This is a genomic window from Halobacteriovorax sp. RT-2-6, assembly GCF_047085025.1.
Classification (GTDB): Bacteria; Bdellovibrionota; Bacteriovoracia; order Bacteriovoracales; family Bacteriovoracaceae; genus Halobacteriovorax_A.
In genome coordinates this window covers 42,284-68,469 of record NZ_JBKIYH010000002.1, presented here as the reverse complement: position 1 = coordinate 68,469, position 26,186 = coordinate 42,284, and the positions used below count along the sequence as shown (strand labels likewise).

Sequence of the window (26,186 nt, the reverse complement as noted above, 5' to 3'; positions counted from 1 at the left end):
AACCTCAAAATGTAAGATATTTTGAGAAAAATAACACTGATTTAGTAAGGTAATTTAGATGGTAAATGATTTTTGGTAAGAAAATGGCCCCAGGTAGGGGCCAATATTTCAAATCTTAATTTAGATTTAGTGGAGTGTATTCAAGATTTAGATCTTCAGCAACTTGCTTGTACACAAGTTTACCTTTGTAGATATTGATCCCTTTCTTAAATGCTTCATCCATCATCGCTGACTCTTCAACACCGTACTTTGCGATCATACGAGCGTACTTAAGAGTTACGTTTGTAAGTGCATAAGTTGAAGTTTGAGCAACTGCACCTGGCATATTTGCAACACAGTAGTGAACAACACCATCTACTAGGAAAGTAGGGTTTTGGTGAGTTGTTGGCTTACATGTTTCAATACAACCACCTTGGTCAACAGCGATATCAACAACTACTGAACCTTTTTCCATTTTAGAGATCATTTCTCTCGTTACAAGCTTTGGAGCTTTTGCACCTGGAACAAGTACTGCACCAATTACAAGGTCCGACTCTTGAACTGATTTTTCAATATTGTCGATATTTGAGAATAAAGTTGTAATTCTGTTATCAAATAGGTCATCAAGCTCAGCAAGACGCTTAGTTGATAGATCGATTGCAGTTACGTCTGCACCCATACCCATTGCCATTTTAATTGCGTTTGTTCCCGCAACACCACAACCAATAACAGTTACCTTTGCTCTTCTTGTACCTGGTACACCACCAAGTAGAATACCTTTACCACCATGATCAAGTTGAAGGTAAGCGGCACCAATTTGAGTTGCCATTCTTCCTGCTACTTCAGACATTGGAGTTAGAAGTGGAAGAGATCCGTCTGCAGGTTGGATTGTCTCGTATGCAATACATGTCGATCCAGACTCCATAAGACCTTTTGTTTGTGGCTCATCTGCCGCAAGGTGAAGGTATGTGTAAAGAATATGGTGTGGTTTTAAAAGAGCAATTTCTCTTGGTTGAGGCTCTTTAACCTTAATGATCATTGTCGACTTTTCAAATACTTCTTCAAGTGATGGAAGAATCTTTGCTCCAGCTTGAATATATGCTTCGTCAGAAATACCAATTCCAACTCCTGCATTTGTTTCTACGTATACTTCGTGACCATCGTGGATAAGTTGTCTTACACCACCTGGAACTAGACCTACGCGATTTTCGTTATTTTTAATTTCCTTAGGAACACCAATAATCATAAAAACTCCATTGAATTGAAGGCGTTAAAATACTCATAAAATATATGAGGCAAATATAATTGTTTTCAAATGCTATTACAATAAATTAAACCTCGAATTTTAGCCCGTCATAAGCAACTTTGACACTTCCATCTGGAAAGTGAGCATCGCACTCTTGTTGCAATAAGTCGTGATCAAGTTCGTGGCCCATGTGGGTTAGGTAATTATGATTGGCCCCTATTTGTCTAATGTAATCAAAGCTTCTTTCGACATAAAGGTGAGCTGGGTGAGGCTTGTGTCGCACACAGTCAATAATGAGAGAATCTAATTTGTAAGAGCGTAGCTTTTCTATTTCATCTTGCGGGATCTCATGGCAATCTGAAATGATGGCAAGCTTTCCAATAATAAGACCTAAGCTTGTCCCATTGCCATGTGGCAGACTTATGAACTCGCAATCTAAGTCGCAAATCTTACTTATGGTATTTGGCCGTATTTCGTTGAGCAAAAGCCTCGGACTTGATCCGATGTGACCAGGGTTATTTCCAAAGATATAGCTAAATCTTATATTCATAATATTTGCGCTATTTTGGTCTGTATAGAGGTTAATAGGGTGTTTAAAGGTGAATGGCCTTATATCATCAATGCCGTTCAAGTGATCAGCATGGGCATGTGAAATAATAACTGCACTGATATCCTTTACGCCTTCACGCAATAATTGCGTGCGAAGATCTGGCCCCGTATCAAAGAGAATTGTGGTATCATTTTGTTGGATTAAAAATGAAGTACGCAATCGTTTATTGTGTTTATTAGAGCTTGTGCAAACTGGACAGCTGCAGCCTAACATTGGAATACCTGTACTTGTTCCGGTTCCTAGGAACGTAACTAATAAATTCATAACTTTATATTGCCAAGAAAATCATAAGTTTTTAAGCTATTTATATTAACTTTTATTGGAGATTTGATGTTTAAAGCAATTAATTTATTTGTCTTTACAGCCGCAGCTCTTATTCTAAATTCATCGTGTTCATCTACAAATGAAAATCAACATTCTAATAAGGACCTAAGCCTAGGTTCATTAGAACTAAATATTGATGTTCAGAAACACACTTTAGAAAATGGCCTACGCTTACTACTTGTTCGTGATTCGAAATTACCGATTGCCTCGATCTATACTTTTTATGATGTAGGTGGACGCTATGAGAGAAAGGGGACAACTGGAGCGACACACTTTCTAGAGCACATGATGTTTAAGAAAACGAAGAACTATCCAGCAGAATACTTCTCTGACTATATCGAAACTTATGGGGGTAATTCTAACGCTTATACAACATTTGATAATACTGTTTACTACGAGAATATCGCAGCTCAGACAGTTGAGAAAATGATTGAACTTGAAGCGGAGAGAATGGCAAATCTCATGCTTGAAGAAGTTCCTTTTGAAAAGGAAAGACAAGTTGTTCTTGAAGAAAGAAAGATGCGTTATGAGAATAGACCAAGTGGTAAGATTCACCTCGCTATGATGAAGGCCATGTTTAATGGAACTCCTTATGGAGGGTCTGTCATAGGGGACGCAAAGGATGTTAAAGAGTTAGATCGCAAACAAATGCTTGAGTTCTATCATGACTTTTATGCTCCAAATAACGCCATTATGGTGATTGTTGGTGATATTAATCCTTCGGCAATTCTTTCAAAGGTTCAAGATACTATTGGTAAAATTCCAATGAATAAGACTCTTGATACAAAGAAGGCAAAGCTTGATGATGCTGGTAGATATAAAAGAGAAGGTAAGCTTCCATATGTAAGAAGTCTAAAAGGACAGTCGAAAAACCCAATGTTTAGACTTGCATTCCCTTCTGTTTCAGTTACTCACGAAGACACTTACGCTCTCGATTTTCTTTCAGATATTCTGGGAACAGGTACAAGCTCTTACTTAGTAAAGAACTATGTTGTTTCGAAAAACCCAAGACTCTCTAAGGTTTACTCATACAACTATAACCTAAAAAATGGTGGTATTTTCGTTATTGGAGGAGAGTTACTTCCGAAGAAAGGTATTAAGGACACTCGTCGTAAACTTCTAAAGTCTTTAAAGGATTCATGTGAAAAGGCCATTACCCCAAGAGCAGTTCAAAAGACTAAGAATATGCTTCTTAAACAATACTATGAAGCAATTTCGACTAATGATGGCCTAGCTAGTTTCCTAGGTTCTTCTGAATTCTTTAATGGAGACTATAGAGAATATAAGAAACAGCTTAAGAGTTATAGTGAGATGAATGTTGATCAAGTTCGTGATGTTTGTCGTCGCTATATTTCTGGTAACGATTATGTTTTCTTATCAATTTGGGATCGTAACTAGGATGAAGGGATTAGTAGCTATGAATAAAATTTTAAAATCAATAATCATTGCATCGACTTTCATGAGTGTTAGTGCCAATGAACTAGTCGATAAAATTGAAAAATTTAAATGGGAAAATATCGATGTCACTTATATTCAAGATGATAAATTCCCTACTTATAATGTAACGATATTCTTTGCTGATGGTGCAATTAAAGATGGCCGCACTAAAGGTGTAACTAAGATGATGTTTGATCTACTTGAGAGTGGAACAAATCGTTTTAGCCTTAATGAAATTGCAGATAACCTAGAATTCTATGGGGTTTCAACTTCTTCAAATGTAACTCACGAATTCTCAAGTTATTCATATAATGGACTTGCTAAAGACATTATTCCTACTACAAAGAAAATTTGTCATATCTTTAGAGATGCAGTTTATCCTGCTCAAGAACTATCTAAAGCTAAGAAATCTCTTACTGCCCAAAGACAGAATCTTGTTTCAGATCATGGTGAATTAGCTTCTACAGCATTTCGTACTATAAGCTTAAAGGGGACTCCATACGTATCAGATGTAAGGGGAAGACTCGCAGATATTAAGAGAATTAAAAGAAGCTATCTTCAAAGTCGTCTGAAATATTTTAGAGATGATGTTAAAAAGAAAGTTTATATCACTGGTCCACGCTCAATCCTAAAGATTAAAAATATTGTTACTAATGAATGTGGTTTTGATTCTAAAGCAAGCTTTGTTAGAAATTTAGATACTGAAGTAAAAGAGATCAAGAAGTTCAATCCAGAAAAGCCACTTATTCACTTTGTTGAAGTTCCAAAAGCGAACCAAGCACAAGTTAGAGCTGGAATTTACATGGCCAAGAAAGAAGATCCTGGCTTTGAGAATTTAGAGTTTATGTCTCAATACTTAGGTGGTGGTTTCACTTCAATTCTTGTAAAGGAACTTAGAACAAAAAGAGGATTAACTTATTCTGCATGGGCAACAGCTGGTATGCAAAAAGACTATGGCCGCTCTATTCTTTCAACTTTTACAAAAGAAGAAACTGTTAATCAGATGGTTCAAGAAGTAATCAAAATTCTAAAGGACAATTCTCAGGCAGAGAATATTTCGATGGAAGAAATTGAAAAGGTAAGAAAGGCCGTAAAAGGTGGATTTGCTTTTCAATTTCAAAAGCCATCAAGCTTTATGAGACAGTTAGTAAGCCTTGATAATTCTCAAGTGGATATTAAGCGTTTTCTAGAGTACACGAACTCAGTTGATAAAATCACGCAAGAGGATGTTGCAAAGACTATTTACTCAGCATTCCCTTATGACAAGGTTCAAATAGTTGTTCTTGGTGATAAGAAGATGATGAATGCTCTAAAGAAGATTGCAAAGATCAAAGTTTATTCTTACAAAAACTTTTTATAATTAATAATCTGGAACAACCAGAATATGGGTAGGGCCTGAGAGGCCTTGCCCAATTATCCTTACAAGAGAATAATCACTAATATCAATTTCCACTAAGTGATTAAATGAATAATCTGAAACAATAATATTACCACTTTGTAGTTGGGCAACACCTCTAGGATTTGTAAGGTAAGTCGTATTGCTATAACTTGCTCCAGTTGCTGTTAAAGAGCTATCATATTCAATCACTTGATCAGTTGCACCACTCCAAATACCCACAATATCACCATTATCAAGCTCTATAGCAAAGTAGCCATCAGTTGCACCTGCTGGCCCTGCGACACTATTTTGTTGAACACCATCTTCATCATAAGTTCTTATTTGATCAGAGCCACGTGAGCTAATAATGAAGCCACCATCACTTAGTGATGCCATGCCTTGTCCTGTATTGATGATATTTGCAATAGGAAAGCCTGAAGTCTCTCTTTGATGTCCATCTCCAAGTGGAGTAAATAACTCGAGGGCGTTGGATTCAAGAACTGCGATATTTCCATTTGCTAGCTCTGTTACACCTCTTAATGCACCATTTAGTCCCGTGTGCACAATGACATCAGAAACCTTGCCTGTGTAGGCATTTATACCAAGTACGCGGTCATTGCCATCAGTAGTAAAAAGAAGTTGATTTGTCTCACTCGACCAACCAAGGGCCATCAAAAGAACACTGTTGCCAGTTGCTTGATAGATCGTTCTTTTAAAAACCCCATTACTATCAAGTTGAACGATAGAGTCAGAAGTATAATTCATGACAATGATATCTCCAGGTTCAAGATAATTGCCACTTGGTGCAGGTAAGGGTTCCGCCTTGATAACAGATTCTACTTCCTTACATGAGGCCGTACCAAAGAGTAAGCTCATAAAAAGTGTTAAGGATAAGATACATGTATTTAGCTTTGTCTTTTTCATGCCTAAAGAATCGGGCCATAGTTAAAATAAAGTTAATTGGGTGATTAAATAGATAAAATTGAGAAAAAACTTCCACTTATCTTGATTCAGGAAAATTTATTTTCTTTTTGTTACAATAGCTTAGAGGTGGTTAATTGAGCTTAGCTAAATATTTAAAACTATTCACTTTATTATTTCTCTGTCTTCAAGTAAAGGCCGATATATCTTATTTAAGGTTTGATGGTGTTTTTGGAATTGGGACAAATGATAAAATGGACCAATATGATACGGCAACTACAGGTATTGGCTATAATTTGTCCTATGGGGTAAGAAATCGTGTTACTGGAATCGAGGCATTCTATACAAGAATTGATCTAAGCGGCGACATTAAACATGGTGGTGTTGATAGGGTGGCAGTTCAATCGCTTGCCATCTATGGACTTGAATTTCATTTTTATCCAATTCAGAGACTTGCTGTAAAATTAGGGTATGCCCTTGTTTCATTTAATGATTTTATTGAAGGAAATTCTGATGGAAATATCTTTGCTGGAGCGGCCAATACTTATGGCCTTAGAAGAGATACAACACTAGGTGGATTAAGAATTGGTATTGGTTATGATTTTTTTCGTATAACCAGAAAAATTAATTTTCATACAAGCTATGTTTACCAAGAAAATGGTAATGGGCATGAAAATCTAATTTCATTAGGTCTTGTTTTTAAATTTGAACGTGGAATTATCGATCGGCTTATACGCTAACTAGTAAAATCACTTCTATGATTCTAAAGTATGCCCTTGCATATTAACCTTTGCTCCTGGAGCAATATTAATATTCTTAGCGACAATCTGTCCCTTAACAGTTCCTGTAGGAAAGACCTTAACTTTACCTTGTGCAGTTATGTCTCCATTTACTACACCATAGATATTCAAGTCCCCACAGCGAATACGCCCTTGGACATTTCCTTGTGGCTCAATTGTTAGTTGATGTTTTTCATCAATTTGAATATCGCCTTCGATAGTCGAGCAAATATGAGAAGGGCCATTTAATACAATATCACCCTTAATAACTGAGCCAATTCCAACGAATGTAAAATTTTGATCTCTTAAATCCATAGTAAGGCCCTACTTAATTTCTTCTCTAAATAATTGCTGATGAACAATATCGCCAAGACGGTTGAAAATAAAAATCTTAAACATAACTGTTTTATTCTTAGGCATATCAAACTTAGCTGTTACAGGACGAAAGCGTGATGTTGCAAATGATTCACCCTTTGTGTAGTTAAGTGAGAAATTTCTAATTGAGTCACCGCCCTCAGGGTAGTGGAAGTAGTTATTCCCATCGAATAAGAAAATATGGATATAACCAGAAACCCTATTATTATCTTTTGTGATATTGATAATATTAAAGTTAAGTTCCGCTTTATCATCTTTCTTAGTTACTTTTAAGTCTTCGATATTAATGCTGGCCGGACTCGTTAGGTCTTTTTGACCTTTTACTGGAGCAATAATATTAAGTGAACTTGCACTAACTGCACTAATCGTTTCATTGGCAAGTCGATTTGTTAGGTCAAGGTTCAGAGTTGTTAACTCAGTATTCTTTTGTGCCAGAGTCGAGTTCTCATCTCTTAGATTTTTTATAATTAATGGCTCTTTGGCCTTGATAAGCTTTTCAATATTCTTCGTGTAGAAGTATGAGCCAGCTAAGGCAAATATAGAAAATACAGTAAGAACAACTGGTACATAAATGATTGCTTTATACTCGCGAGGAGAAAGCTGTAAGTATCTTGGTACTTTATTATTTTCATAAAGAATGAAAGACAAATTATTCTTTGCCTTTGAACTACTTGATGGTGTGGACATCCCGTTCCCTTTTAATTTTCGCTATACGGTCTCGTTAAAGTGAGATTCAGTGTGAAAATTTGTTTTGGGTCTTGCGAAGTAAAGAACCTCTGTGAAGGTTCAAAACTTAAGTGCTCCCTCTCGTTTGTAATATCCATTGGAATACGCTGCCATCTCTCCGCGACAATCTTCCACTTATAATAAGGGTCACGCTTTAAATAGAGCGTTTTCTTTCCAATATCGTTAATTGTATTACTAGTGTAGTCTTGCTTGAACGTTACGACAACATAGTCATCAGCTTTTAATACAGTTAAATCTTTTAACTGAATTGAAGGAGTCCCTGGGTTTGCAAATACGGCCTTCTTATACTGAGCAAATGAATTGTAACGTCCACGAGTTGGATCGATAAAATCTGTGCGTGAGTAGAAGCTTAAGTAGTCATTGATATTCTCTGTTGACCAAGCTGTTAGCCAACCATTTACAGTATCAAGGACTTCATTCTTTTCTTTTTCCCAAGTTTCCTTGTTAAAGAATTTTAAGTTGTGAACAACGACAATATTTGTCTTATTAATTTCAATAAATTTTGAAATATCAATTAGGTTTACATTGTGAGCAACAAGGCAACCTTTTGAGTCTAGGCCTTTGTCAATTCTTGGCTCGTTGTCTGTTGAGTGTAGCCAAATTCCGCCACCTGTTTTTCCTAGCGCTTTATCAATTGGGTTAGGGTAGTTAAGAACAAACGCTCCAACCCCATATTGAGCTCCAAGCTCACCATGCTTTCTAATTAAATCTTTATGTTCAATGAATTGCTCAAAATGATAAACACCTTCTGGTGTTCTACGATCACCTTGAAATGATTTATTTCCAACTTTCTGACCTGTGGCCATTTGATATGTTTTAATTAAACGTGGCAGGCCATTATTATTTTCATATAGGTAGATTGTATGAGTCGACTTTTCTGCAACGATCACATGATGAGCGAAGTAATCATTTAATAAAAGTAGACTCGATGGAAAAAATTCTTGAGCAAAGCTACTTACTGAAAAAAAAGTAGATGTAAAAATAGTCGATAAAAATAATAGTTTTTTAATCATGAAAAGCCTTTATATTTGATAACTACCTAATATTGTAGAACATTTTTTAATCACTTCTCAAGTCTTTATGCCTCAAAAAGTAAAATAACTTTCGATAAAATAACTTTATGCGTTGTAAGTACTCAACTTTTTTCGAAAAAAGGCGAAAAGTAGAGGGTAAGGATTTAAGAAAAGGCCATATTTAAATAAATTTCATACGTTTTGCATGGCCGCGATGGGGAAAATTATGTCAGCAGAAAAGAAGCAACAGGAAGAATTACTCGCTGAAAGTGAGAAAATTCAAAATGCGGTTGATGAAGTTCTTGGAAGCGATACTGATAGTAGCAGTGACGCACAAGAGAAGACTTCTCTAACTCTTGTTGATACTAATATTGACTTCTCTCAGCTAAATAATGAAGACAGCTCCCCACTGGATGAAGGTATTGAGCTAGATTTTGATGATGTCAGTGCCATCGATCTTTGTGGTGATGATGATATCGTAGAAAATGCTCCAGTAAATGCAGATTCTCCAACTGATCTTGATATGGATTTTTCATCTAGTATTACCATCAACCTTACTCAAGAAGGGGATACTATTCCAAATGCTTCTCTAGATGCAGCTCGTGAAGATGACTTGGATCTGGATAATAATCCGATTATTGTTGAAGATAAGCTAGAACAAGTCGATGAAGAAATTGATGAAGAAGATGATGCCGTAGAGGCCAGTGCTGAATCTGAAATAGAAACAGCTGATGACTTTTCAGTAAACCTTGAAGAAGATTCAGGTGATATTTTAGATGAGGACCTTGATGATCTTGAGATGTCACTAGGTGAAGATTTAGATGATGAATTAGATTCACTTGGTAACCTTGATAATTTAGGTGAACTCGATGATATGGGAGATCTAGATGACTTTGATAGTCTTGATGCAGATCTCGATTCCGAGCTTGATGATCTCGACGCCGATATTGATATGTCGCTAGACGATGATCTTGATCAATTTGATGATGAAACAACTAATGAAGTGGAACTTCCTTCTGTTGGCCAAGAAGATACAATGGCCCAACTTGATGGAATGGTTGATGCAAATCACCAGCAGTATAATTCTCCAGATGAGACCTTAACTGTAACGGCAGTTTCACCAACTGAAGAAACTGGCAATATTGATCTTGGGGGATTTGATTCGGTTGAAACTCCTGCTGCTTCTGAGCACCATGATTTCGTTGCATCGGCACCGGCCGCTCCAGCATCGAATCACGTTAGTGCAAATATTAACTTTCACCCTGGGCACATTTTAAGCTCCCTAAGTGAAGAGCAGTTACTTGATTTAAGAGTAACTGTTACAGAGTTAAAAGAAGATCGTATTAAACTTTTAACTGAACTAAATGAATTAAAAACAATGATTGAGCTTCTTAAGAGAGATTCGTTAAGCTTAAGAACAGAAGTTGATGAAAAAAATATTGAGCTTTCGATTGCTAAAAAGCGACATGCAATTGAAGTTGAGGAAACGAAATCACTTCTTGATAAATACAAGCATGGGCTAGAGCTTAGTGAAGCTAAGAATAAGGCCATGAGAGAAGAGATGGCCGAAATTGGGACACGCTTAAAAATCGATCATACAAGTGTTAGAGCACGTGAACAAGAGCTAGAGAGTCAATTAGAACTTATGGCCATCGATAGTGATAATAAAATAAAAGCAAGAGATGAGAAGATTTTAGAGCTTAAGCGAAAAATTGATACTCTTGAATTTAATATGGAAAACGTTGCAATTAATGAGAGGCAAGCAAAGAAGGAAAGAGTTTTAGCTGAGCAAAAACTTGAACGCCTTATTAGTAATCTAAGAGGATCTTTGAATGTAGTTGCTGATACATTAGAATTAGATGATGAACTAGAACTGGATGATTAAAAATTAGTATGTTGGAAAAACAGTATAAAGCACTTTTAGAATTTATTTGTCAAAATGTTGAAGAGCATAATTTCAATATCGTATTGAAGTCTTTTCGCGATTTCATTAAGACAGAGTTTGATTCAAAAACGCCACTCGTTTTTGCGACGTTAGATAATGAATCCTCAAATCCAATCATTAGAGATTTCTATAATAATAAAGTTATTGAAGAGTATCCAAGTAAGGTCTATCAAGAACTAATGGGTGCATTAAAGACACAAAAGCTTCATCTTGAAATAGAAGGTGATAAGTATCGCTTTGTCGAGGTCGGCTTCAATGGAAGTCAAAGTCTATATCTTGTATTGAATGGAGAGTTTCCTTCAGATATCTTTAGACAATTAGAAAACTATATTCAATCGAAGTTTAGAAGTCTCTTACAAGTAAAAGAACTTCAAAGACTACAGGCCCTTGCTCACGTTGATGATGTAACAGGTCTTTATAATCAAAGAAAATTTAAAAGTGATATTGATGCTGCTATTAGAGAATATGATGCACTAGAACGTTCATTCTCTCTTATCTTCATCGATATTGATTACTTTAAAAGTATCAACGATGGCCATGGCCATTTGATTGGAACAAGCTTACTTCAGCAGGTCGCAGAAACAATTCGTTCTACTGTAAGAGAGGATGATCTTTGTTATCGTTATGGGGGAGATGAGTTTGTCGTTCTTGCTCCATACTCTTCGTTAGAAGATGCTAAGATGATCGGACAAAGAATTCTTAGTCGAGTTAAGTCTACTGTTTATAAAATAGAGGCAGAGCTTGAAATCAATACTCATGAGGATGAAGATGTCCAATTGAGTGTCTCAATTGGTGTTGCCAATTACCCAACTAACGCTTCAGGACGTAATGAAATTATCGGAATGGCCGATAGAATGATGTATGAAGCAAAAAAGTCTGGACGTGGCAAGGTCTGTGTTGCAGACTCATAAATATGAAGTATCTAATCTTATCTGATCTCCATTTAGGCAAAGGTAGTTACCTGCAAAACGGTGAATTTAATATCTTAGAAGATTTCTTTGAAGACAATCGCTTCTATGAATTTTGCGACTACTTTTCAACGAATGAATATTATTCGAAACCTGTAACAATCATCATGAATGGAGATATCTTAAATCTCATTCAAATCGATTCAGATGGTGTTTTCACTCATGTCGTCGATGAGGCAATGACTATTAAACAGATTGAGGATATCGCTAAAGGACACCCTCGTTTTTTTGCAGGTCTTAAAAAGTTTTTAAGAGCGCCACATAAGCGTGTTGTCTATGTTGTAGGAAATCACGATGTTGGTATGCTTTTTAAAGGTGCACAAGAGAAGTTTTCAAAAATCTGTGGTGATAATATTATCTTTACTGAAACTTTTTTAGAAAATGGCCTACACGTTGAACATGGGCATCGATTTGAAGCTGTAAACACTGTACCAAAGGCAAAACAATTTATTCGCGGACCTGGTGGTAAGGATATATTGAACTTTCCGTGGGGTTCTCTTTTTTGCATTAACGTTCTACCAAAGCTTAAAAAAGAGCGTCCTTATATTGATAAAGTAAGGCCTATGTCTTCATATGTTAAATGGTGTCTTTTTAATGATACAAGATTCTTTTGGCGCCTATTTATCACGTGTATTAACTATGTCATTAAGACTCACTCAAATTATTACACACGACAGAACTCGAATTTCAAAACAAACTTAAAAATTCTTCAACAGATCACAATTTATCCACGCTATGAGCGCATGGCCAGAAGGATTCTTGATCGCGATAGCTCGATTCATACTGTTGTTATGGGGCATACCCATTTACAAGAGTGGAGGCGATTCCCAGAAGGTCGTTATTATTTCAACACTGGAACTTGGAATAATATCCCATCGATTGATGCTGGAAAGCACCAAGATACGCTAAGTCTTACTTATTGTAGTGTAAATGTACATCCAGAGAGTAATTCACTAGTTAATGCGTCCATGAATCAGTGGATGGGCCAATGGAAACCATATATTGAAGAAATTAGAACGAGTTAAATGATTATTAAGATTGATTGAGATGATTTTGAAAAAAAACGACGTTCCTAAAAAGTCCTTTCCCGAAACGCCGAAGTGTCTTTAATTTTTTGTCTCTGCTTATTAATAAGTTTATTCGATTTTACAGAAACCACAAGAGATTTTTTCTTACAGTAGCTCGCAGCAAAAATTAACTTAGTCCATTATTCTATCTCCCTTGTAGTAGGGTATTTACACACTCTATAAAATATGTTTTTCTACTTTCTGACATCACAAAAATTTATTACTTTTGAATTCACGTTCATATGGGTTAAAGCTGGACATTTTAGGTCGCTAAAAGCTGACTTGAGCGAGTTTTTTTGGTAGAAATAGAGGATATTTAATCAGGTAGAAGTTGTGAAAAAGTACGAATCAATTAGAATATTTAAAAATCCAATTCTTGAGTCATTTACCCATGTTCATCCAATTGTGCCACTAGTGCTTTGGGCGCCATTTATTGGTTTTCTAATTTATCGTTCATATTTTGAACTTGGTTACACTCATCTACAAATGATTCTATGTGCAGTTAGTGGTTTAATTATTTGGACTCTTACAGAATATCTACTTCATCGTTTTGTTTTCCATTTAAAGCCTATTGGGCCACTTTCAGAGCGATTTGTGTTCTTGTTTCATGGGCTACATCATGATGACCCTAATGATCCGACAAGGCTTGTTATGCCGCCTGTGCCAGCGATCTTGATCATGGGGCTGATTTGGCTATTCTTTTCACTTTTTATTCCAGCTTTTTATATGCCAGGTTTTATGGCCTTCTTCACAATAGGCTATCTTTGCTATGACTATATTCACTATGCAACTCATCACTTTAAAATGAGTGGCAAGGTGGGGCGCTACTTAAAGAAATTTCATCTTCAGCATCACTTTAGACATGAGAAAGCTAAGTACGGTGTAAGCTCACCATTATGGGATTATGTTTTTAGAACTGTGACAGGACCTAAGGAAGACTAAGTTAGAGCCATTTACGCTCTTTGTAGTCCTTCGCTGTCATCTCAATTGTGTCCTTTAAATTATAATTAGGGACAAAGCCAAGTGCCTTAATCTTTGAGTTACTGCAAAGCCAAGCATCTTGCTCCAATTCATTGATCTTATCTCCAGTAAGAGGTAGGTGAATTGGAAGAGTGTAGATAATTCCCGCAACTATTCTTAGTAGCCAAATTGGTAATGCCATAAACATAACCTTTTGAACTCCTAGAGCGTTCGAAATTTCATTGATTAATTCTTCAAAAGTTACTTCATCTACGGAAGTTACAAAATAAGTTTCTTGTTTTGTTTGCTCTTGAGATGCACAAAGAATGATTGCATCGACTAGGTCAAAAACATTAACGACACTATATTTCTTCGTTCTAAAGTTAAGTCCTGGGCCTGTAACAATACGGCCCTTAACCATTTTGAAAACATCTAAAACGGCACTGTCACGTGGGCCTATCACCATTGGAGGTCGGATTATTGTGGTATTCCAACTCTCTGGAGAAAGTTCTCTGACTGCAATCTCTGCAGCAAGCTTTGAGTGGCCATAGGCCGAAACAGGTAAGCATTCGATGCTTTCATCAACTAATTGCGATGAAGGACCGGCCGCAGCTTGTGAAGAAATTAGCATAAAATGAATATTTTCAAATTTTACTTTTAAGCGATTTATTAAATTCTCTGTGGCAATGTGATTTGTCTTTGCAAAAGTAAGAGAGTGTTTTGCTGAAACAATTCCCGCAGTATGGATAACGCAATCTAAGTCTTTTGGTAGGTCGCTTACCCATGATTTGATTGAGGCCTCTTCAAGGCTACCTTGGATATATTCGCCAGGTAAGTTTAAAGACTGCGCCTTTTGAGGATTTCTCACAAGAGCGAAAACCTCATGTCCTTGTTGATTTAATTTGTCACAAAGATGTGAGCCGACAAAACCTGTTGCACCAGTAACTAAGACTTTCATTATAACTCTTTTTGAAAAATTCGATATGTTCGGTAAGGAACAGCATTCATGCGAATGAGTGGTTTATTCATATTGATATTATCTTCTAGAATCCAGCTCATCTCTACATTCTTATATTTTTTATACTGTTTAATATTCTCATGGCATCTGTAATAAAGAATTGATTCAAGTCCATACAGACGATACTTCTTTTTCACACCCATCGTAATAACTCGAACACCATCTATAAGCTTTGGTGCACGAAGAACTTGAAAAATACCTTTTGGAAATAGCTTTCCATCTGGAATTTTGTGTAGGACTTGATTGAAGTCTGGAAGGGCCACGATGAAGCCGGCTTCTTCACCATTAACCATGGCAAAGAGAATTAGTTTTTCGTCAGCAACAGTTTTAAGGTCTGCTGCCATGGCGTAGAACTCATCCTTTGTCATTGGAACAAAGCCCCAGTTCTGCTCCCAAGCATCATTGTAGATACTATACATAAGATCAATTTCTTTCGCCCAATTTTTCTTAGAAACTGTACGATAAGTAATATTGGCCTTGTCTTCGGCTCTTAAGGCAATCTTTCTGATTACTTCCGGCATCTCGAAATCGGCCTTCATATGGTAGGCCAGGAGATCTTTTGCTTTAGTAAAACCAAGCTCATTTAAGTATTGATGATAGTATTCATAATTGTACATCATCATGAGAACTGGAATTTCATTATGACCTTTAATCAGTGTTCCACATTCATAATTTGTTGATGGATTAAATGGCCCAATAAATCGCTCAAGGCCAAGTGATTTTCCCCATTCCATTGCACAATTGAAAAGAGATTTAAAGACTTCGATATCATCGATGGCCTCAAAGAATCCCCAGTGAGCTTCTTGTGTGCTATGGAACTGGTTATAGTTGTGATTGTTGATGGCCATGATTCGGCCTACATCTTTTCCATCTTTAATTGCAATGTAAAAGGCACTTTGCGCTGTTTGATAAAAAGGATGTTTTTGATTAAAGAGTTTATTGAGTTCCATGCGTAGTTGTGGAACCCAATACTTGTCTTCTTTATAAATATTAAATTGGACGTCAATAAATCTTTTACGGGCCTTTTTATCGTTTAAGATATCAACTTTTTCGATATAAATGGCCATAGACTTATCTCCTTAAAAATATAATTAGTGTCCCATTGTCGAAGGGATATCAAACTCTTTCTTTGCTCTTGCAAAAACTTCTAGAACTTTTGTTAGCTCACTCTTGTTGTGAGTGGCCATGTAACTTGTTCTGATTAATGCTTCTCCCTTAGGAACTGCCGGTGGAACAACTGGAGTTGCAAAGACTCCATTTTCACCTAGAAATTTAGTTACAAGCATTGATTTAACATCATCACCAATAAAGATTGGAATAATAGGAGTTTGAGAGTTGTAAGTATAGAAACCGATTTCCTGGAAACCATTTCTCATGAATTTAACATTGTCCCATAGGCGATCGTGAATTGTATCGTCAGAGTTAATAACGTCAATACATGCCGAAACAGTTGCTACAGCAGATGGTGCCATTGAAGCAGAGAACATGAAAGATCTTGCTAGGTGTTTTACATAGTTGATTGTTTCAGCATCACCTGAAAGAACTCCACCAATTGAAGCAAATGACTTTGAGAATGTTCCCATGTTTAAGTGAACCTTATCAGTTACACCAAAGTGGTTCATTGTCCCAGCGCCTTTTTCTCCCATAACACCGATACCGTGAGCATCGTCGACGTAAATATAAGCACCATACTTTTCAGCAAGTCTAACCATCTCTGGTAGGTTTGCAATATCACCAGTCATTGAGAAAACACCGTCTGCAACGATGATTACTTTTTGGAAGCGATCAATATTTGCTTCAAGTTGCTCTTCTAAAGACTCCATATCGTTGTGGCGATACTTAAATGTCGTTCCCATTGCTAGGCGAGAGGCATCGATAATTGAAGCATGATTTTCTGAATCAAAGAGCATACAGTCTCTTGGGCCACAGATAGCAGAAAGAGCACCAAGATTTGTTTGCATACCAGTTGAGAAGATAAGAGCTTTTTCGTGTCCTAGGTAGCGCGCTAGCTTTTCTTCAAGTTCTTCGTGAATTGTTAGGTTACCGTTTAAGAAACGAGATCCTGTACAACCAGTTCCATATTTTTCAATGGCCTTAATGGCCGCTTCTTTTACGTGAGGGTGATGTGTTAGGCCTAGGTAGTTATTTGAACCGATCATGATTTGATCTTTTCCATCAATCTTTACTATCGTTCCTTCTGAGTCACCAATTTGGCGGAAAAAAGGATAAAGATCTTTAGATTTTAGCATTGCTGCCATGTCCATCAAGCGGTCAGCTGCGCTAGAAAATTTTAGTGCCATATTTCACATCTCATTCGAATTGTATTAATAATAGAGGTAAGCTTGAATTTAGCTAGATTGAGTTGACAAGTCAACAAATTATACGCACAGTGACAGCGCCTATGGTACTTAAATTATTCACTTTTAAAACATGCATCATGTTTATTATCTTAACTGTTTTTGCTTCGTGTCAGCAGCAGAATATTCAAGATGAAAAAACACAAATTGAAGTTTCTGATTGGAAACCTCCTTGTGATTTAAATACTTTTTGTGATCGAAAAGAAATCCTTAGCTCTCTAAATGGGCCTATTGAATACCGAAGTTCACTTGTAAGTATTTTAAATCGTTCAAAGAAAGAGTTCAAAAGGTATCACGTTCATTATGGAGATGATATCTACTATATTTGTGGCAAGCTTATTTCTGTTGGCGGCTGCTCTCATCTTTCACTTGAAGAAGGGGAGATGAGCACTGTTCAAGTCGAAATGTACTTAGCGGCAATGGCCAATTGCCATCACTATAAGTGCTATGATTATTTCCAAAATCTTAGAGGAAAATTTTTAAAATTAGTTAATGCTACAAATTCTGACAAGGCCAAAAAGTCTTTCTATCTCATGGCCATCAAGCTTCCTAGGCCTTGGTTTGAGAAATCGGGAGACTTGAGAATGTTTATCCACTTACTTGAAAAAGATCAAGGCAGCATTGCTTACAAAGATCTTGGTGCCTTGATAAGTGCCATTCCGAATCATGAAGATCTCAAGGATTTTGTTGCAAAAAACTTCTTTAAAATTGATTCACATAAAACTGGAATATCTGTTTATCTGGCCCGCTACCTCGAGGCCTGGCACGATAGAAATTATAAGCGCTTTCTCACTGAGGGCATTAAGCAAGAAGATATTAATGCCTTCATTCTTAGTATGCCAATCGGGTGCCCTAAGCTTGAAACAATTCTTGCTTTCAAGGATTACTTTTCTAAAGGTAATGAGAGGGTATTAAAAGATATTCTCAAACAAGTTGAGTTAGATACTTATTTCAAAGAATTGAATTTAAAAGAAAATAAAAGCTCTAAGTGCCTTTCTTCATTGCCGCCTGCTTCCTAAGCTCTTCTCCGCGGGCCTCTGAATTAATTGAAAGCACAAGATCTTCTTCGACTTCTTTGTCCATATTCATAAAGGCGATACCAATACCCATTGGTGTTTCTTCATTATTTTCAATTGGCCAAGTCGCTGCAATTTTTACTTGTGGAATTTCAAAACGTTTCGACGCAAGTCTTACTGTCGCATTATCAAAAATTGATTCTTTCTTGAATTTATCAGCGAAGTCTTTTGGGCAGTTAAAGCTAATTCCACCGGCCGAGATATCGTTGCAATCAAAGACATCTTCTTCGATTTTAATCTGAATAGGGATGTAAGCATTTGCATGCAAGCGGTAGTTAGATCGTTGCTGACTCTTATAGACGGGACGATCAACTTTAAGCTTATAAACTTCTTCTGCCGCAATGAAGCTTAGGTATGAACTCGAAAATAAAATAACTGATTTAAACTTAATTTTTAGAAGAACTTCATTGTCCTTGTTTTTTGAACCTGCCAATTTCGCAATTAGGCTTGCGTCAAAGTCTAGAGTGAATTCGAGTTCACTTTCATCAAAAGATTTAATTTTGAAGCTTTCGACTTTGTCTTTTTCTTGTCCTTTGCGCCAGATTTCAATGATTAATCCATCGCTTAGGGCCCTTTTTAAAAAACTTATCTTCTCTTCAAAGGGAATTTCTGAGAAATAAAATTTCTTATTCGCATCCATCAAGTTCTCACTTTAATAATCTCTAAATTAATTTAAGTGTTTAATATTAAATATATTCTAATCAAAGTTTTCATTCAGTTCAAATTGTGGCAAATTCTACAAATAAATACTCAAAATTATAGGAAATAACGAGGTATATATGAAAAGCGAAACTCCTGTGGTCAAGTATTTGGCGGATTATCAAGCGCCAACTCACAAAATCGAGACAGTTAATCTTGAATTCCATTTAGATGATACAAAAACTCAAGTATATTCAACGATGGAAATTGTCCCATTAAGCGGTCAGACTCTTGAACTTAATGGTGAAGAATTAATTCTAAAATCTGTAAAAGTTAACGGCGAAGAATTTAAAAACTACAACGAAGAAAAAGAGATCTTAACTCTTAGTGCACTTCCAACAGAAAAGTTCACTCTTGAGATTCACAATGAAATTAACCCTAAAGCCAACACTGCTCTTGATGGTTTATATAAATCAGGTGGAATGTTTTGTACGCAAAATGAGCCTGAAGGATTTAGAAGAATTACTTACTTTATCGACCGTCCAGATAATTTAAGCATTTTTACAACTAAGATCGTTGCAGACAAAGCAGCATACCCATTTCTACTATCTAACGGAAACCTAATTGAACAAGGCGATCTAGAAGGTGGGAAGCACTTTGCTGTGTGGAATGATCCTTTTGCAAAGCCTGCATACCTTTATGCTCTTGTCGCTGGAGATCTTGCTCTAATTGAAGATACATTTACAACAAAGTCAGGCCGTGAAGTTAAGCTTCAGGTTTTTGTTGATAAAGGAAATGAAGACAAGTCTCACCATGCAATGGAATCACTTAAGAAGTCAATGAAGTGGGATGAAGATAGATTTAGACTTGAGTACGATCTTGATATCTATATGATTGTTGCCGTTGACTCATTCAATATGGGTGCAATGGAGAACAAAGGTTTAAATATCTTTAACTCTGCTTACGTTCTTGCTTCAAAAGAGACAGCAGAAGATCATAACTTCTTTGGTATTGAATCAGTAGTTGGACATGAGTACTTCCACAACTGGACAGGAAATCGTGTAACTTGTCGTGATTGGTTCCAGCTAACTCTTAAAGAAGGTCTTACTGTATTTAGAGACCAAGAGTTCTCTGCAGATCTAAACTCAAGATCAGTTTGTCGTATTAACGACGTTATTAATCTTAGAGCAGCTCAGTTCCCTGAAGATGCTGGCCCGCAGTCACACCCAATTCAGCCAAAGTCATATATTGAAATGAATAACTTCTATACCATGACTATTTATGAAAAAGGTTCAGAAGTCATTCGTATGTATCACACACTACTTGGAGAAGAAGGTTTCCAACGTGGTATGGATAAGTATTTTGAGCTATATGATGGTCAAGCGGTAACGACAGCAGATTTCACAAATGCAATGAGTGTCGCCAATGATAATTACGATTTCTCTCAATTTAGAAGATGGTATGATCAAGCGGGAACACCTGTTCTTGATGTAACGTCTAGTTACGATGAAGCGGCAAATGAATTTACTCTAACTGTAAATCAATCAACGCCTGCAACTCCAGGGCAGCCAACAAAAGAGCCATTCCATATGCCATTTGTTATCGGACTTCTTGATAGCAAAGGTGTTGATATGAAGCTTGCTCTGAAAAATAGAGACGATCAAGCTGATCTTGGAAGAGGACTTCTTCATATTAAAAAAGATTCAGAAGTATTCGTATTTGAAAATATCACAGAAAGACCAGTAGCATCTCTAAATAGAAACTTCAGTGCACCTGTTGTTCTGCGATCGGATCTAACAGATGGAGACTTCATTTTCTTAATGGCAAATGATAATGACGATTTCAATCGTTATGAAGCGGGACAAGCACTTGCTCTTAAAAATATCCATGCACTTCTTAGTGATTCAAATTACCAAGTTGATGAGAAATTTATTCAAGCATGGGGGGCAATCCTTAAGGATCAAAATATTGATGAAGAGTTTAAGGCCGTATGTCTTGGGCTTCCATCAATGACTGATATTGCTTCAACAATTACTATCCCAGATTATCGCGCTATCGATGAAGCAAGAGAAAAGTTATATACGCTACTTGCGAGTACTTATGAACAAGATCTAGTTGCTATTTACAATGATCTTAGTACGGAAAGAGAATTCAAGGTAGATGCTAAGGCAATGGGTGAGAGAAGGTTAAGAGGCTTTACTCTTAGTTGTCTTGCTAAAATTGATGGACACCAAGCTCTTGCTCGTAAGTGTTTTGAAACTGCGACAAATATGACTGATATGATGAACTCTCTAGCTGTTATCGTCCACGAAAAGCTTCCTGGTGCTGCTGAGTCTTTACAAGAGTTCTATACACGTTTTAAAGATCAAACTCTTGTTATGCAAAAGTGGCTAAGTGTTCAGGCAAGTTCAAGTGATGACTCAACTTTTGATCGCGTACAAGAGTTAATGAAAGATGAAGTCTTTGATATGAATGTACCAAACTTAGTATCGTCACTAATTGGAACATTTGCTCGTAACAAAGTTCAATTCAATCACGAAAGTGGACGTGGACTTAAGTTCATTGCTGAAATGATTAGAAAGGTTGATGCAATTAACCCTCAATCAGGTTCTCGACTTGCTGGTGCATTTAATGATTACCGTAAGATGCCAGCTGATCTTAAAGAGATTGCACGTCTTGAGCTTGAAGCAATCGTTAATGACGAAAAGACTTCGAAGAATGTTTTTGAAAAACTATCTAAAACTTTAAATTCATAGTTAACGAAGGGAGACTGGCGTGAGTGATAATATTTTTACTGAAGAACTTGAATTAAATTATACGGAAGTTGCTCCGGAAATTGATTTTAAAGAATTCGAAAAAGTTGTCTCTTCACGCCGCTCTGTTCGTGTCTTTGGTGATGAAGAAGTTCCGGATGAGGTTGTTCAAAAGGCAATTGAGCACGGTCTGCTTGCACCAAATTCTTCTAATCTTCAACCTTGGGAGTTTCACTGGGTTAAATCTGAGGATAAGAGATCAGAACTTGCAAAACTTTGTTTTGGTCAAAATGGTGCCAAAACAGCAAAGCATCTAATTGTCTGTGTGGCAAAGACTGGTACTTGGAAGAGGAATTGTGAGCGCATGCTTGCTTCTCTTGAAGCCGCCTCAAAGAAAGATGGCATTGAAGTTCCTAAGGCCGTAAAAGCGTACTATTCAAAGATCGCCCCAATGGCCTATGGATATATGGGACCTTTTGGTATTTTTTCACCTCTTAAATGGGCGTTCTATAATACAATTGGCCTATTCCAAGTGATCTTTCGTGAGCCAATGTTTCCATCTGAGCTTAGAACTTGGGCACATAAGACAACGGCACTTGCCTGTGAAAATATCATGCTATCAATTCGCGCTCAAGGTTATGACACGCTTCCAATGGAAGGCTTTGATGCTAAACGCGTAAAGAAGCTATTAGGTCTTGGATGCAAGGATCATGTCACAATGGTACTTGGAGTAGGAAAGCGTTCTAGTAAAGGCGTCTATGGCCCACAGTTTAGATTTCCAAAAGATGATTTCATCATTAAGCATTAAGCACTATGCGATCATGTAGCGTGGAATGAATGGATAATAAAGAAGGCTTCTTCTTGTATTCAGTCGAATACGAGAAATAAAGTTGGCCTGTTTGCTTTTATTCTTAATTGAATTTCCCCCTTGTCCTCTCAAATCATTATTAGGATTCGTCAATAATAGGCAAAGAGTAAGAATTGAAAAATATTTCATATACACATCCTTAGTACATTCTCATTCTATCTGTCCCTAAGTTGAACGAAGTCAGCGCCTTGTAAAGTTCTTGTGATTTGTTACATCTTTAAATTTTCTTATTGATGTAAGTTTTGCTTATTTGCTCATAATTTAATTGTCACCTAAAATGGTAGCTAAGTTATAAAAATGAAAAGGATTTTCACATGAAATACTTATTAAGCTTACTTGTTACAGTAAACCTATTTGCAATCACTCCTCAAGAGCTATACGGATGTTTTGAAACAATTGAACATAATCAGCAGTCTGTTCCACATGGACCTGATTATGAGAGAAATCTTACCACTTATGAAGATTATAGCTTTTCTCGAACTTATAAAAATGTTGAGACTAATCGTATTGAGCCAATCAATGTTTTCAATTTCTTTACTGGTGTAAGAGATGATGTGTATTACTCGTATTCACCAATTATTCTCTTCCAAGACCTAGGTGAATATTCTTGGAGTGAGAATTCGCTAAGCTATGAGGTTGATGAGGATATTTATATGTATCGTTCGCAAAAAGAGATGTATGAGAAAGTTGATCACCGCCTAAAGCTTTCAATTAATAAAGTTGGAGCTTTCTTTGAGGGAAGTGTTGAACTAAAATCTCAAGCTCGCAATATCGATCGCGCTTTCACTTTTAAACTTAGAAAAGTTTCTTGTCCTACATCGTACTAATATCGTAAATAGACTTAAATAAAAGGCCCACAAGAACAACATTAAATGCTGTTGTGACTGTGGCCTTATTGCCATTAATAACTTGGCTTGAGCCGAGGTAATTCCCAAGAAGTCCTGCCGGCAGGGCGATTGCAACAATCTTCCACATAATAGCACCCTTGATTAAGAACGTAATAAAGGCCGCAATATTACTTACGTAGTTCATAAATGCCGCATGAGGTGAGGCATCAAGTATGTCGAAATGAAGAAAGAACATCATTGAGATGATAAGAAATGTTCCGGTTCCTGGGCCGAAGAAGCCATCATAACCACCAATGACTAGTCCAATAAGAACTGAGCGAAAAAGAACCTGCATCTTTTCAAGTGGAGAGTGATCCATTAATTCTCTTTTCTTCTTTAGATGGTTCATAAAGAAGATGATTGGAATGATTAAGATTAAAATATAGACCATGTGCTTTGACTCAAGGATAGTGCTAAGTTGGGCACCAATTAAAGAAGCACTAAAAGTTGCAATTGTTGGAGGTAGAATAAATTTAAAGTCAATCTTGCCACGCTTCACATAGCGAATGATTGAAAGTGATTTTGAAATACATGAAACACATTTATTCGTACCAAGCAGAAGGTGAGCAGGGACACCTGTTGCAATATAAGTAGGGATTGTTATTAGGCCACCACCTCCGGCCATGGAGTCGATAAATCCTGCGAAAGTAATGAGAGTAAAAATAATGAGAGCTTGAACTAATGTGAAATCTTCCATTCGGAGATTATCTCTCTTTTTGAAATAGAAAGATAGTAGAGGATGAAAATTATTCGCTATGATTCTTTAGGGTATCTCTTAGAGCAGCCTCAAGAAAATTAAATGAGTACTCAAAGCCACAGGCCTTATTCTCCTCACATGAAACTTTTTGACTTGCGAGCATAATCTGAGACATTTCACCAAAAATTGTTTTAGCTGCAAATTCTGGCAGCGGAATAAAAGTAGGACGGTGAAGAACTCTTCCCAGTGTTTGTGTGAAATCAATATTTTCAATTGGGTTAGGTGCTACTCCGTTTATGACTTGTTTTTCGGTGTCATGTTCGATTAAGAAGCAGTAAAGGTCACAAAGGTCTCTAATGTGAATCCAGCTCATGTACTGATGACCGTCGCCAATACGTCCTGCAAGACCTAGGTTAAATGCGGGGAGCATTTTTGCAAGTGCACCTCCTTCACTTGAAAGAACAATTCCAACTCTGATAATTTTGACATCAATATCTAGGTTTTGAATTCTTAGTGCGCTGGACTCCCAGTGCTGACAGACTTCGGCCAAAAAATCACCGCTGATACTGCTGTCACTTGTGAGCTCTTCATCGGAGCGGTCGCCGTAAATACCAATTGCCGAAGTACTAACAAATTTTTTAGGCAGGGGGAGTCCTCTTGTTCCAAGCTGTTTTAATTTGTCGTGAAGTAAGTTTGTCGCGTTGATACGTGAGTTATAGATCTTGTCTTTCTTTTCTTCGCTCCAACGGGAGTCTGCGATATTTTCACCAGCAAGGTTAATAACAGCATCTACCCCCATAAGGGCCGCCATATCCATTTCGCCTTTTTCCACATCCCACTTGTAATACTTTACTTGCTCATTGCTTTGTTTATTTGAAATATCGCGTGTGAGTATGCGCACTTCCTCGTGGCCGTGTTCAAGCAAAGATTGTGTTAAATTTGTGCCAATAAAACCTGAACCACCACTAATTAATACTTTCATATTTTTAGTATATGGATGAATTGTGAAGAATTTATTAATGAAGTATGAGTGGGTACCACGATTTTCGTAATACCCACTCTTTAGAATTTTTTAATTAAAGGTTGATCGACTTTCCATCTGACTTTAAGTCACGACAAGCTTGTGCAATACGTTCAGTCATTGCGTTTTCAGCTTTTTTCATCCAAGTTCTAGGATCGTATTGTTTCTTGTTTCCAACTTCACCTTCGATCTTTAGCATCTCATCGTAGTGCTTGAACATGTGATCAACCACTGGACGAGAGTAAGCATATTGAGTGTCAGTGTCGATATTCATTTTTACAACACCATAGTTTAGTGTTTCGTGAATTTCAGATAGCTCACTTCCTGAACCACCGTGGAAAACTAGCCAGTTTTCTGCATCTGCTCCAAGCTCAGCCGTAACAGCAGCTTGTCCGTCTTTTAAAACTTGTGGACGAAGCTTTACGTTACCTGGCTTATAGACGCCGTGAACGTTACCAAAAGTAGCCGCATACATAAACTTACCAAGAGGGCGAAGTGCTTTTGTTACTTCAACCATCTCCTCTGGTGTTGTGTATAATTTATCTGCTGGTGCATCTTCATTATTAACACCATCTTCTTCACCACCAACAACACCTGTTTCAATTTCAAGAATAATTTCACTCTTAGCACATCTCTCTAAAAGCTTCTTACTCATTTCAATATTTTCAGCAGTTGGTAGAACTGAACCATCAAACATATGTGAGTGGAAAAGGTTTGGTTGACCTTGAGCTCTTCTTTTTTCTGTTTCTTCAATAAGAGGAATTAAAAAGCTATCAACTTTTTCTGGGTGACAGTGGTCAGTATGTAGAGCAATAAGTACATCGTACTTTGCAGCAACAAGGTGAACGTGTTGAGCTAGAGAGATTGCACCTAGGACTTCATCTTTCAGGGCCTGGCCTGAAGCAAATGAACCACCTCCAGTTGAAACTTGGATAATTCCATCTGATTTCATGTCAGCGAAGGCCTTGATGGCAGCATTTGCTGTTGAAGTAGATGTTACGTTAATGGCCGGATATGCGTATCCGCCTTTTTTAGCGCTATCTAACATATCGCAGTATTGTTCATAAGTAGCTATTGGCATCCAGTGCTCCTTTTAGTTATAGTAGGATTAAGATTCCACA

Annotated in this window: 25 protein-coding genes; 11 read left to right on the top strand and 14 right to left on the bottom strand. The window is 36.9% G+C overall.

The genetic code is table 11. From position 1 onward, the window contains the following. Positions 1-115: 115 nt before the first annotated feature. Positions 116-1,225 (bottom strand): alanine dehydrogenase, encoded by a 1,110-nt coding sequence (gene ald / locus ACMAYS_RS08755; protein ID WP_103219070.1) that lies wholly within the window; start codon positions 1,223-1,225, stop codon positions 116-118. A gap of 85 nt (positions 1,226-1,310) precedes the next feature. Further along, complete coding sequence (locus ACMAYS_RS08750; RefSeq protein ID WP_103219069.1) at positions 1,311-2,099, bottom strand: MBL fold metallo-hydrolase; 789 nt, start codon at positions 2,097-2,099, stop codon at positions 1,311-1,313. A 66-nt stretch (positions 2,100-2,165) separates the two neighbouring features. Here ACMAYS_RS08750 and ACMAYS_RS08745 point away from each other — a divergent pair, with 66 nt between their 5' ends. Beyond that, positions 2,166-3,557 (top strand): M16 family metallopeptidase, encoded by a 1,392-nt coding sequence (locus ACMAYS_RS08745; protein ID WP_103219068.1) that lies wholly within the window; start codon positions 2,166-2,168, stop codon positions 3,555-3,557. Between the two features lie 19 nt (positions 3,558-3,576). Continuing rightward, positions 3,577-4,956: a M16 family metallopeptidase gene (locus ACMAYS_RS08740; RefSeq protein WP_412463105.1), complete on the top strand. Its 1,380-nt coding sequence runs from the start codon at positions 3,577-3,579 to the stop codon at positions 4,954-4,956. Here the strand turns inward: ACMAYS_RS08740 and ACMAYS_RS08735 are convergent, their stop codons facing one another. After that, positions 4,957-5,898 carry a hypothetical protein gene (locus ACMAYS_RS08735; protein ID WP_392992340.1) on the bottom strand — a complete coding sequence of 314 codons (942 nt, stop codon included), beginning with the start codon at positions 5,896-5,898 and terminating at the stop codon, positions 4,957-4,959. A 134-nt stretch (positions 5,899-6,032) separates the two neighbouring features. Between ACMAYS_RS08735 and ACMAYS_RS08730 the strand changes: the two genes are divergently transcribed. Further along, the gene (locus ACMAYS_RS08730) at positions 6,033-6,635 is read left to right on the top strand and encodes a hypothetical protein (protein ID WP_103219065.1); all 603 of its coding nucleotides are present in this window, start codon (positions 6,033-6,035) and stop codon (positions 6,633-6,635) included. 15 nt (positions 6,636-6,650) lie between these two features. Here ACMAYS_RS08730 and ACMAYS_RS08725 read toward each other — a convergent pair whose 3' ends face one another. From ACMAYS_RS08725 to ACMAYS_RS08715, 3 genes are read right to left on the bottom strand one after another with little or no spacing between them, the layout of a single operon-like run. Beyond that, positions 6,651-6,989, bottom strand: a complete 339-nt coding sequence (locus ACMAYS_RS08725; RefSeq protein WP_103219064.1) for a bactofilin family protein — start codon at positions 6,987-6,989, stop codon at positions 6,651-6,653. A gap of 9 nt (positions 6,990-6,998) precedes the next feature. Then, the gene (locus ACMAYS_RS08720; RefSeq protein ID WP_103219063.1) at positions 6,999-7,736 is read right to left on the bottom strand and encodes a hypothetical protein; all 738 of its coding nucleotides are present in this window, start codon (positions 7,734-7,736) and stop codon (positions 6,999-7,001) included. An 11-nt stretch (positions 7,737-7,747) separates the two neighbouring features. Further along, a complete protein-coding gene (locus tag ACMAYS_RS08715) occupies positions 7,748-8,809 on the bottom strand; it encodes a L,D-transpeptidase family protein (RefSeq protein ID WP_103219062.1) in 1,062 nt (353 codons plus the stop codon). Between the two features lie 226 nt (positions 8,810-9,035). On the opposite strand from ACMAYS_RS08715, the gene ACMAYS_RS08710 reads away from it, so the two are divergent. From ACMAYS_RS08710 to ACMAYS_RS08695, 4 genes are all read left to right on the top strand, one after another. Then, on the top strand, positions 9,036-10,694 hold the full coding sequence (locus ACMAYS_RS08710; RefSeq protein ID WP_103219061.1) for a hypothetical protein: 1,659 nt from the start codon (positions 9,036-9,038) through the stop codon (positions 10,692-10,694). An 8-nt stretch (positions 10,695-10,702) separates the two neighbouring features. After that, positions 10,703-11,665 (top strand): GGDEF domain-containing protein, encoded by a 963-nt coding sequence (locus ACMAYS_RS08705; RefSeq protein ID WP_103219060.1) that lies wholly within the window; start codon positions 10,703-10,705, stop codon positions 11,663-11,665. A 2-nt stretch (positions 11,666-11,667) separates the two neighbouring features. Continuing rightward, a complete protein-coding gene (locus tag ACMAYS_RS08700; protein WP_103219059.1) occupies positions 11,668-12,747 on the top strand; it encodes a metallophosphoesterase in 1,080 nt (359 codons plus the stop codon). 375 nt (positions 12,748-13,122) lie between these two features. Beyond that, positions 13,123-13,731: a sterol desaturase family protein gene (locus ACMAYS_RS08695; protein ID WP_103219058.1), complete on the top strand. Its 609-nt coding sequence runs from the start codon at positions 13,123-13,125 to the stop codon at positions 13,729-13,731. Between the two features lies 1 nt (position 13,732). On the opposite strand, the gene ACMAYS_RS08690 is transcribed toward ACMAYS_RS08695, so the two are convergent. Genes ACMAYS_RS08690 through spt form a run of 3 tightly spaced genes read right to left on the bottom strand, consistent with a single transcriptional unit; the run spans position 13,733 to position 17,067 of the window. Then, positions 13,733-14,707 (bottom strand): NAD-dependent epimerase/dehydratase family protein, encoded by a 975-nt coding sequence (locus ACMAYS_RS08690; RefSeq protein ID WP_103219057.1) that lies wholly within the window; start codon positions 14,705-14,707, stop codon positions 13,733-13,735. After that, the gene (locus tag ACMAYS_RS08685; RefSeq protein ID WP_103219056.1) at positions 14,707-15,834 is read right to left on the bottom strand and encodes an N-acetyltransferase; all 1,128 of its coding nucleotides are present in this window, start codon (positions 15,832-15,834) and stop codon (positions 14,707-14,709) included. Before ACMAYS_RS08685 ends, ACMAYS_RS08690 begins: the two co-directional genes overlap by 1 nt. A gap of 24 nt (positions 15,835-15,858) precedes the next feature. Beyond that, entirely contained in the window at positions 15,859-17,067 is a 1,209-nt protein-coding gene (gene spt / locus ACMAYS_RS08680) for a serine palmitoyltransferase (RefSeq protein ID WP_103219055.1), read from the bottom strand. Positions 17,068-17,204: 137 nt separating this feature from the next. Here spt and ACMAYS_RS08675 point away from each other — a divergent pair, with 137 nt between their 5' ends. After that, positions 17,205-18,143: a hypothetical protein gene (locus ACMAYS_RS08675; RefSeq protein WP_392992332.1), complete on the top strand. Its 939-nt coding sequence runs from the start codon at positions 17,205-17,207 to the stop codon at positions 18,141-18,143. Here ACMAYS_RS08675 and ACMAYS_RS08670 read toward each other — a convergent pair. Continuing rightward, positions 18,109-18,840 carry a PilZ domain-containing protein gene (locus ACMAYS_RS08670; protein WP_103219053.1) on the bottom strand — a complete coding sequence of 244 codons (732 nt, stop codon included), beginning with the start codon at positions 18,838-18,840 and terminating at the stop codon, positions 18,109-18,111. The genes ACMAYS_RS08675 and ACMAYS_RS08670 overlap by 35 nt on opposite strands. A 139-nt stretch (positions 18,841-18,979) precedes the next feature. Here ACMAYS_RS08670 and pepN point away from each other — a divergent pair, with 139 nt between their 5' ends. Together pepN and ACMAYS_RS08660 are read left to right on the top strand one after the other, a co-directional pair. After that, positions 18,980-21,595: an aminopeptidase N gene (pepN, locus tag ACMAYS_RS08665; RefSeq protein WP_412463104.1), complete on the top strand. Its 2,616-nt coding sequence runs from the start codon at positions 18,980-18,982 to the stop codon at positions 21,593-21,595. 19 nt (positions 21,596-21,614) lie between these two features. Continuing rightward, positions 21,615-22,400 (top strand): nitroreductase family protein, encoded by a 786-nt coding sequence (locus ACMAYS_RS08660; protein WP_412463103.1) that lies wholly within the window; start codon positions 21,615-21,617, stop codon positions 22,398-22,400. Between the two features lie 3 nt (positions 22,401-22,403). On the opposite strand, the gene ACMAYS_RS08655 is transcribed toward ACMAYS_RS08660, so the two are convergent. Beyond that, complete coding sequence (locus ACMAYS_RS08655) at positions 22,404-22,589, bottom strand: hypothetical protein (protein ID WP_412463102.1); 186 nt, start codon at positions 22,587-22,589, stop codon at positions 22,404-22,406. Between the two features lie 185 nt (positions 22,590-22,774). Here ACMAYS_RS08655 and ACMAYS_RS08650 point away from each other — a divergent pair, with 185 nt between their 5' ends. Continuing rightward, positions 22,775-23,287, top strand: coding sequence for a hypothetical protein (locus tag ACMAYS_RS08650; RefSeq protein ID WP_392992324.1), 513 nt, complete (start codon positions 22,775-22,777; stop codon positions 23,285-23,287). Here ACMAYS_RS08650 and ACMAYS_RS08645 read toward each other — a convergent pair. The 3 genes from ACMAYS_RS08645 to fbaA all read right to left on the bottom strand — a co-directional run bounded on the left by ACMAYS_RS08645 (position 23,274) and on the right by fbaA (position 26,146). Beyond that, positions 23,274-24,044, bottom strand: coding sequence for a sulfite exporter TauE/SafE family protein (locus ACMAYS_RS08645; protein WP_103219048.1), 771 nt, complete (start codon positions 24,042-24,044; stop codon positions 23,274-23,276). The genes ACMAYS_RS08650 and ACMAYS_RS08645 overlap by 14 nt on opposite strands. A 49-nt stretch (positions 24,045-24,093) precedes the next feature. Further along, positions 24,094-25,026 carry a TIGR01777 family oxidoreductase gene (locus ACMAYS_RS08640; RefSeq protein WP_103219047.1) on the bottom strand — a complete coding sequence of 311 codons (933 nt, stop codon included), beginning with the start codon at positions 25,024-25,026 and terminating at the stop codon, positions 24,094-24,096. Between the two features lie 94 nt (positions 25,027-25,120). Then, on the bottom strand, positions 25,121-26,146 hold the full coding sequence (gene fbaA, locus ACMAYS_RS08635; RefSeq protein WP_103219046.1) for a class II fructose-bisphosphate aldolase: 1,026 nt from the start codon (positions 26,144-26,146) through the stop codon (positions 25,121-25,123). Positions 26,147-26,186 lie beyond the last annotated feature (40 nt).

Excerpts from the sequence above, each read along its gene's own strand:
- ald (WP_103219070.1), bottom strand. The coding sequence starts at position 1,225 with ATGATTATTGGTGTTCCTAAGGAAATTAAAAATAACGAAAATCGCGTA.
- ACMAYS_RS08750 (WP_103219069.1), bottom strand. The coding sequence starts at position 2,099 with ATGAATTTATTAGTTACGTTCCTAGGAACCGGAACAAGTACAGGTATT.
- ACMAYS_RS08745 (WP_103219068.1), top strand. The coding sequence starts at position 2,166 with ATGTTTAAAGCAATTAATTTATTTGTCTTTACAGCCGCAGCTCTTATT.
- ACMAYS_RS08740 (WP_412463105.1), top strand. The coding sequence starts at position 3,577 with ATGAATAAAATTTTAAAATCAATAATCATTGCATCGACTTTCATGAGT.
- ACMAYS_RS08735 (WP_392992340.1), bottom strand. The coding sequence starts at position 5,898 with ATGAAAAAGACAAAGCTAAATACATGTATCTTATCCTTAACACTTTTT.
- ACMAYS_RS08725 (WP_103219064.1), bottom strand. The coding sequence starts at position 6,989 with ATGGATTTAAGAGATCAAAATTTTACATTCGTTGGAATTGGCTCAGTT.
- ACMAYS_RS08720 (WP_103219063.1), bottom strand. The coding sequence starts at position 7,736 with ATGTCCACACCATCAAGTAGTTCAAAGGCAAAGAATAATTTGTCTTTC.
- ACMAYS_RS08715 (WP_103219062.1), bottom strand. The coding sequence starts at position 8,809 with ATGATTAAAAAACTATTATTTTTATCGACTATTTTTACATCTACTTTT.
- ACMAYS_RS08710 (WP_103219061.1), top strand. The coding sequence starts at position 9,036 with ATGTCAGCAGAAAAGAAGCAACAGGAAGAATTACTCGCTGAAAGTGAG.
- ACMAYS_RS08705 (WP_103219060.1), top strand. The coding sequence starts at position 10,703 with ATGTTGGAAAAACAGTATAAAGCACTTTTAGAATTTATTTGTCAAAAT.
- ACMAYS_RS08700 (WP_103219059.1), top strand. The coding sequence starts at position 11,668 with ATGAAGTATCTAATCTTATCTGATCTCCATTTAGGCAAAGGTAGTTAC.
- ACMAYS_RS08690 (WP_103219057.1), bottom strand. The coding sequence starts at position 14,707 with ATGAAAGTCTTAGTTACTGGTGCAACAGGTTTTGTCGGCTCACATCTT.
- ACMAYS_RS08685 (WP_103219056.1), bottom strand. The coding sequence starts at position 15,834 with ATGGCCATTTATATCGAAAAAGTTGATATCTTAAACGATAAAAAGGCC.
- spt (WP_103219055.1), bottom strand. The coding sequence starts at position 17,067 with ATGGCACTAAAATTTTCTAGCGCAGCTGACCGCTTGATGGACATGGCA.
- ACMAYS_RS08675 (WP_392992332.1), top strand. The coding sequence starts at position 17,205 with ATGTTTATTATCTTAACTGTTTTTGCTTCGTGTCAGCAGCAGAATATT.
- ACMAYS_RS08670 (WP_103219053.1), bottom strand. The coding sequence starts at position 18,840 with ATGGATGCGAATAAGAAATTTTATTTCTCAGAAATTCCCTTTGAAGAG.
- pepN (WP_412463104.1), top strand. The coding sequence starts at position 18,980 with ATGAAAAGCGAAACTCCTGTGGTCAAGTATTTGGCGGATTATCAAGCG.
- ACMAYS_RS08655 (WP_412463102.1), bottom strand. The coding sequence starts at position 22,589 with ATGAAATATTTTTCAATTCTTACTCTTTGCCTATTATTGACGAATCCT.
- ACMAYS_RS08650 (WP_392992324.1), top strand. The coding sequence starts at position 22,775 with ATGAAATACTTATTAAGCTTACTTGTTACAGTAAACCTATTTGCAATC.
- ACMAYS_RS08645 (WP_103219048.1), bottom strand. The coding sequence starts at position 24,044 with ATGGAAGATTTCACATTAGTTCAAGCTCTCATTATTTTTACTCTCATT.
- ACMAYS_RS08640 (WP_103219047.1), bottom strand. The coding sequence starts at position 25,026 with ATGAAAGTATTAATTAGTGGTGGTTCAGGTTTTATTGGCACAAATTTA.
- fbaA (WP_103219046.1), bottom strand. The coding sequence starts at position 26,146 with ATGCCAATAGCTACTTATGAACAATACTGCGATATGTTAGATAGCGCT.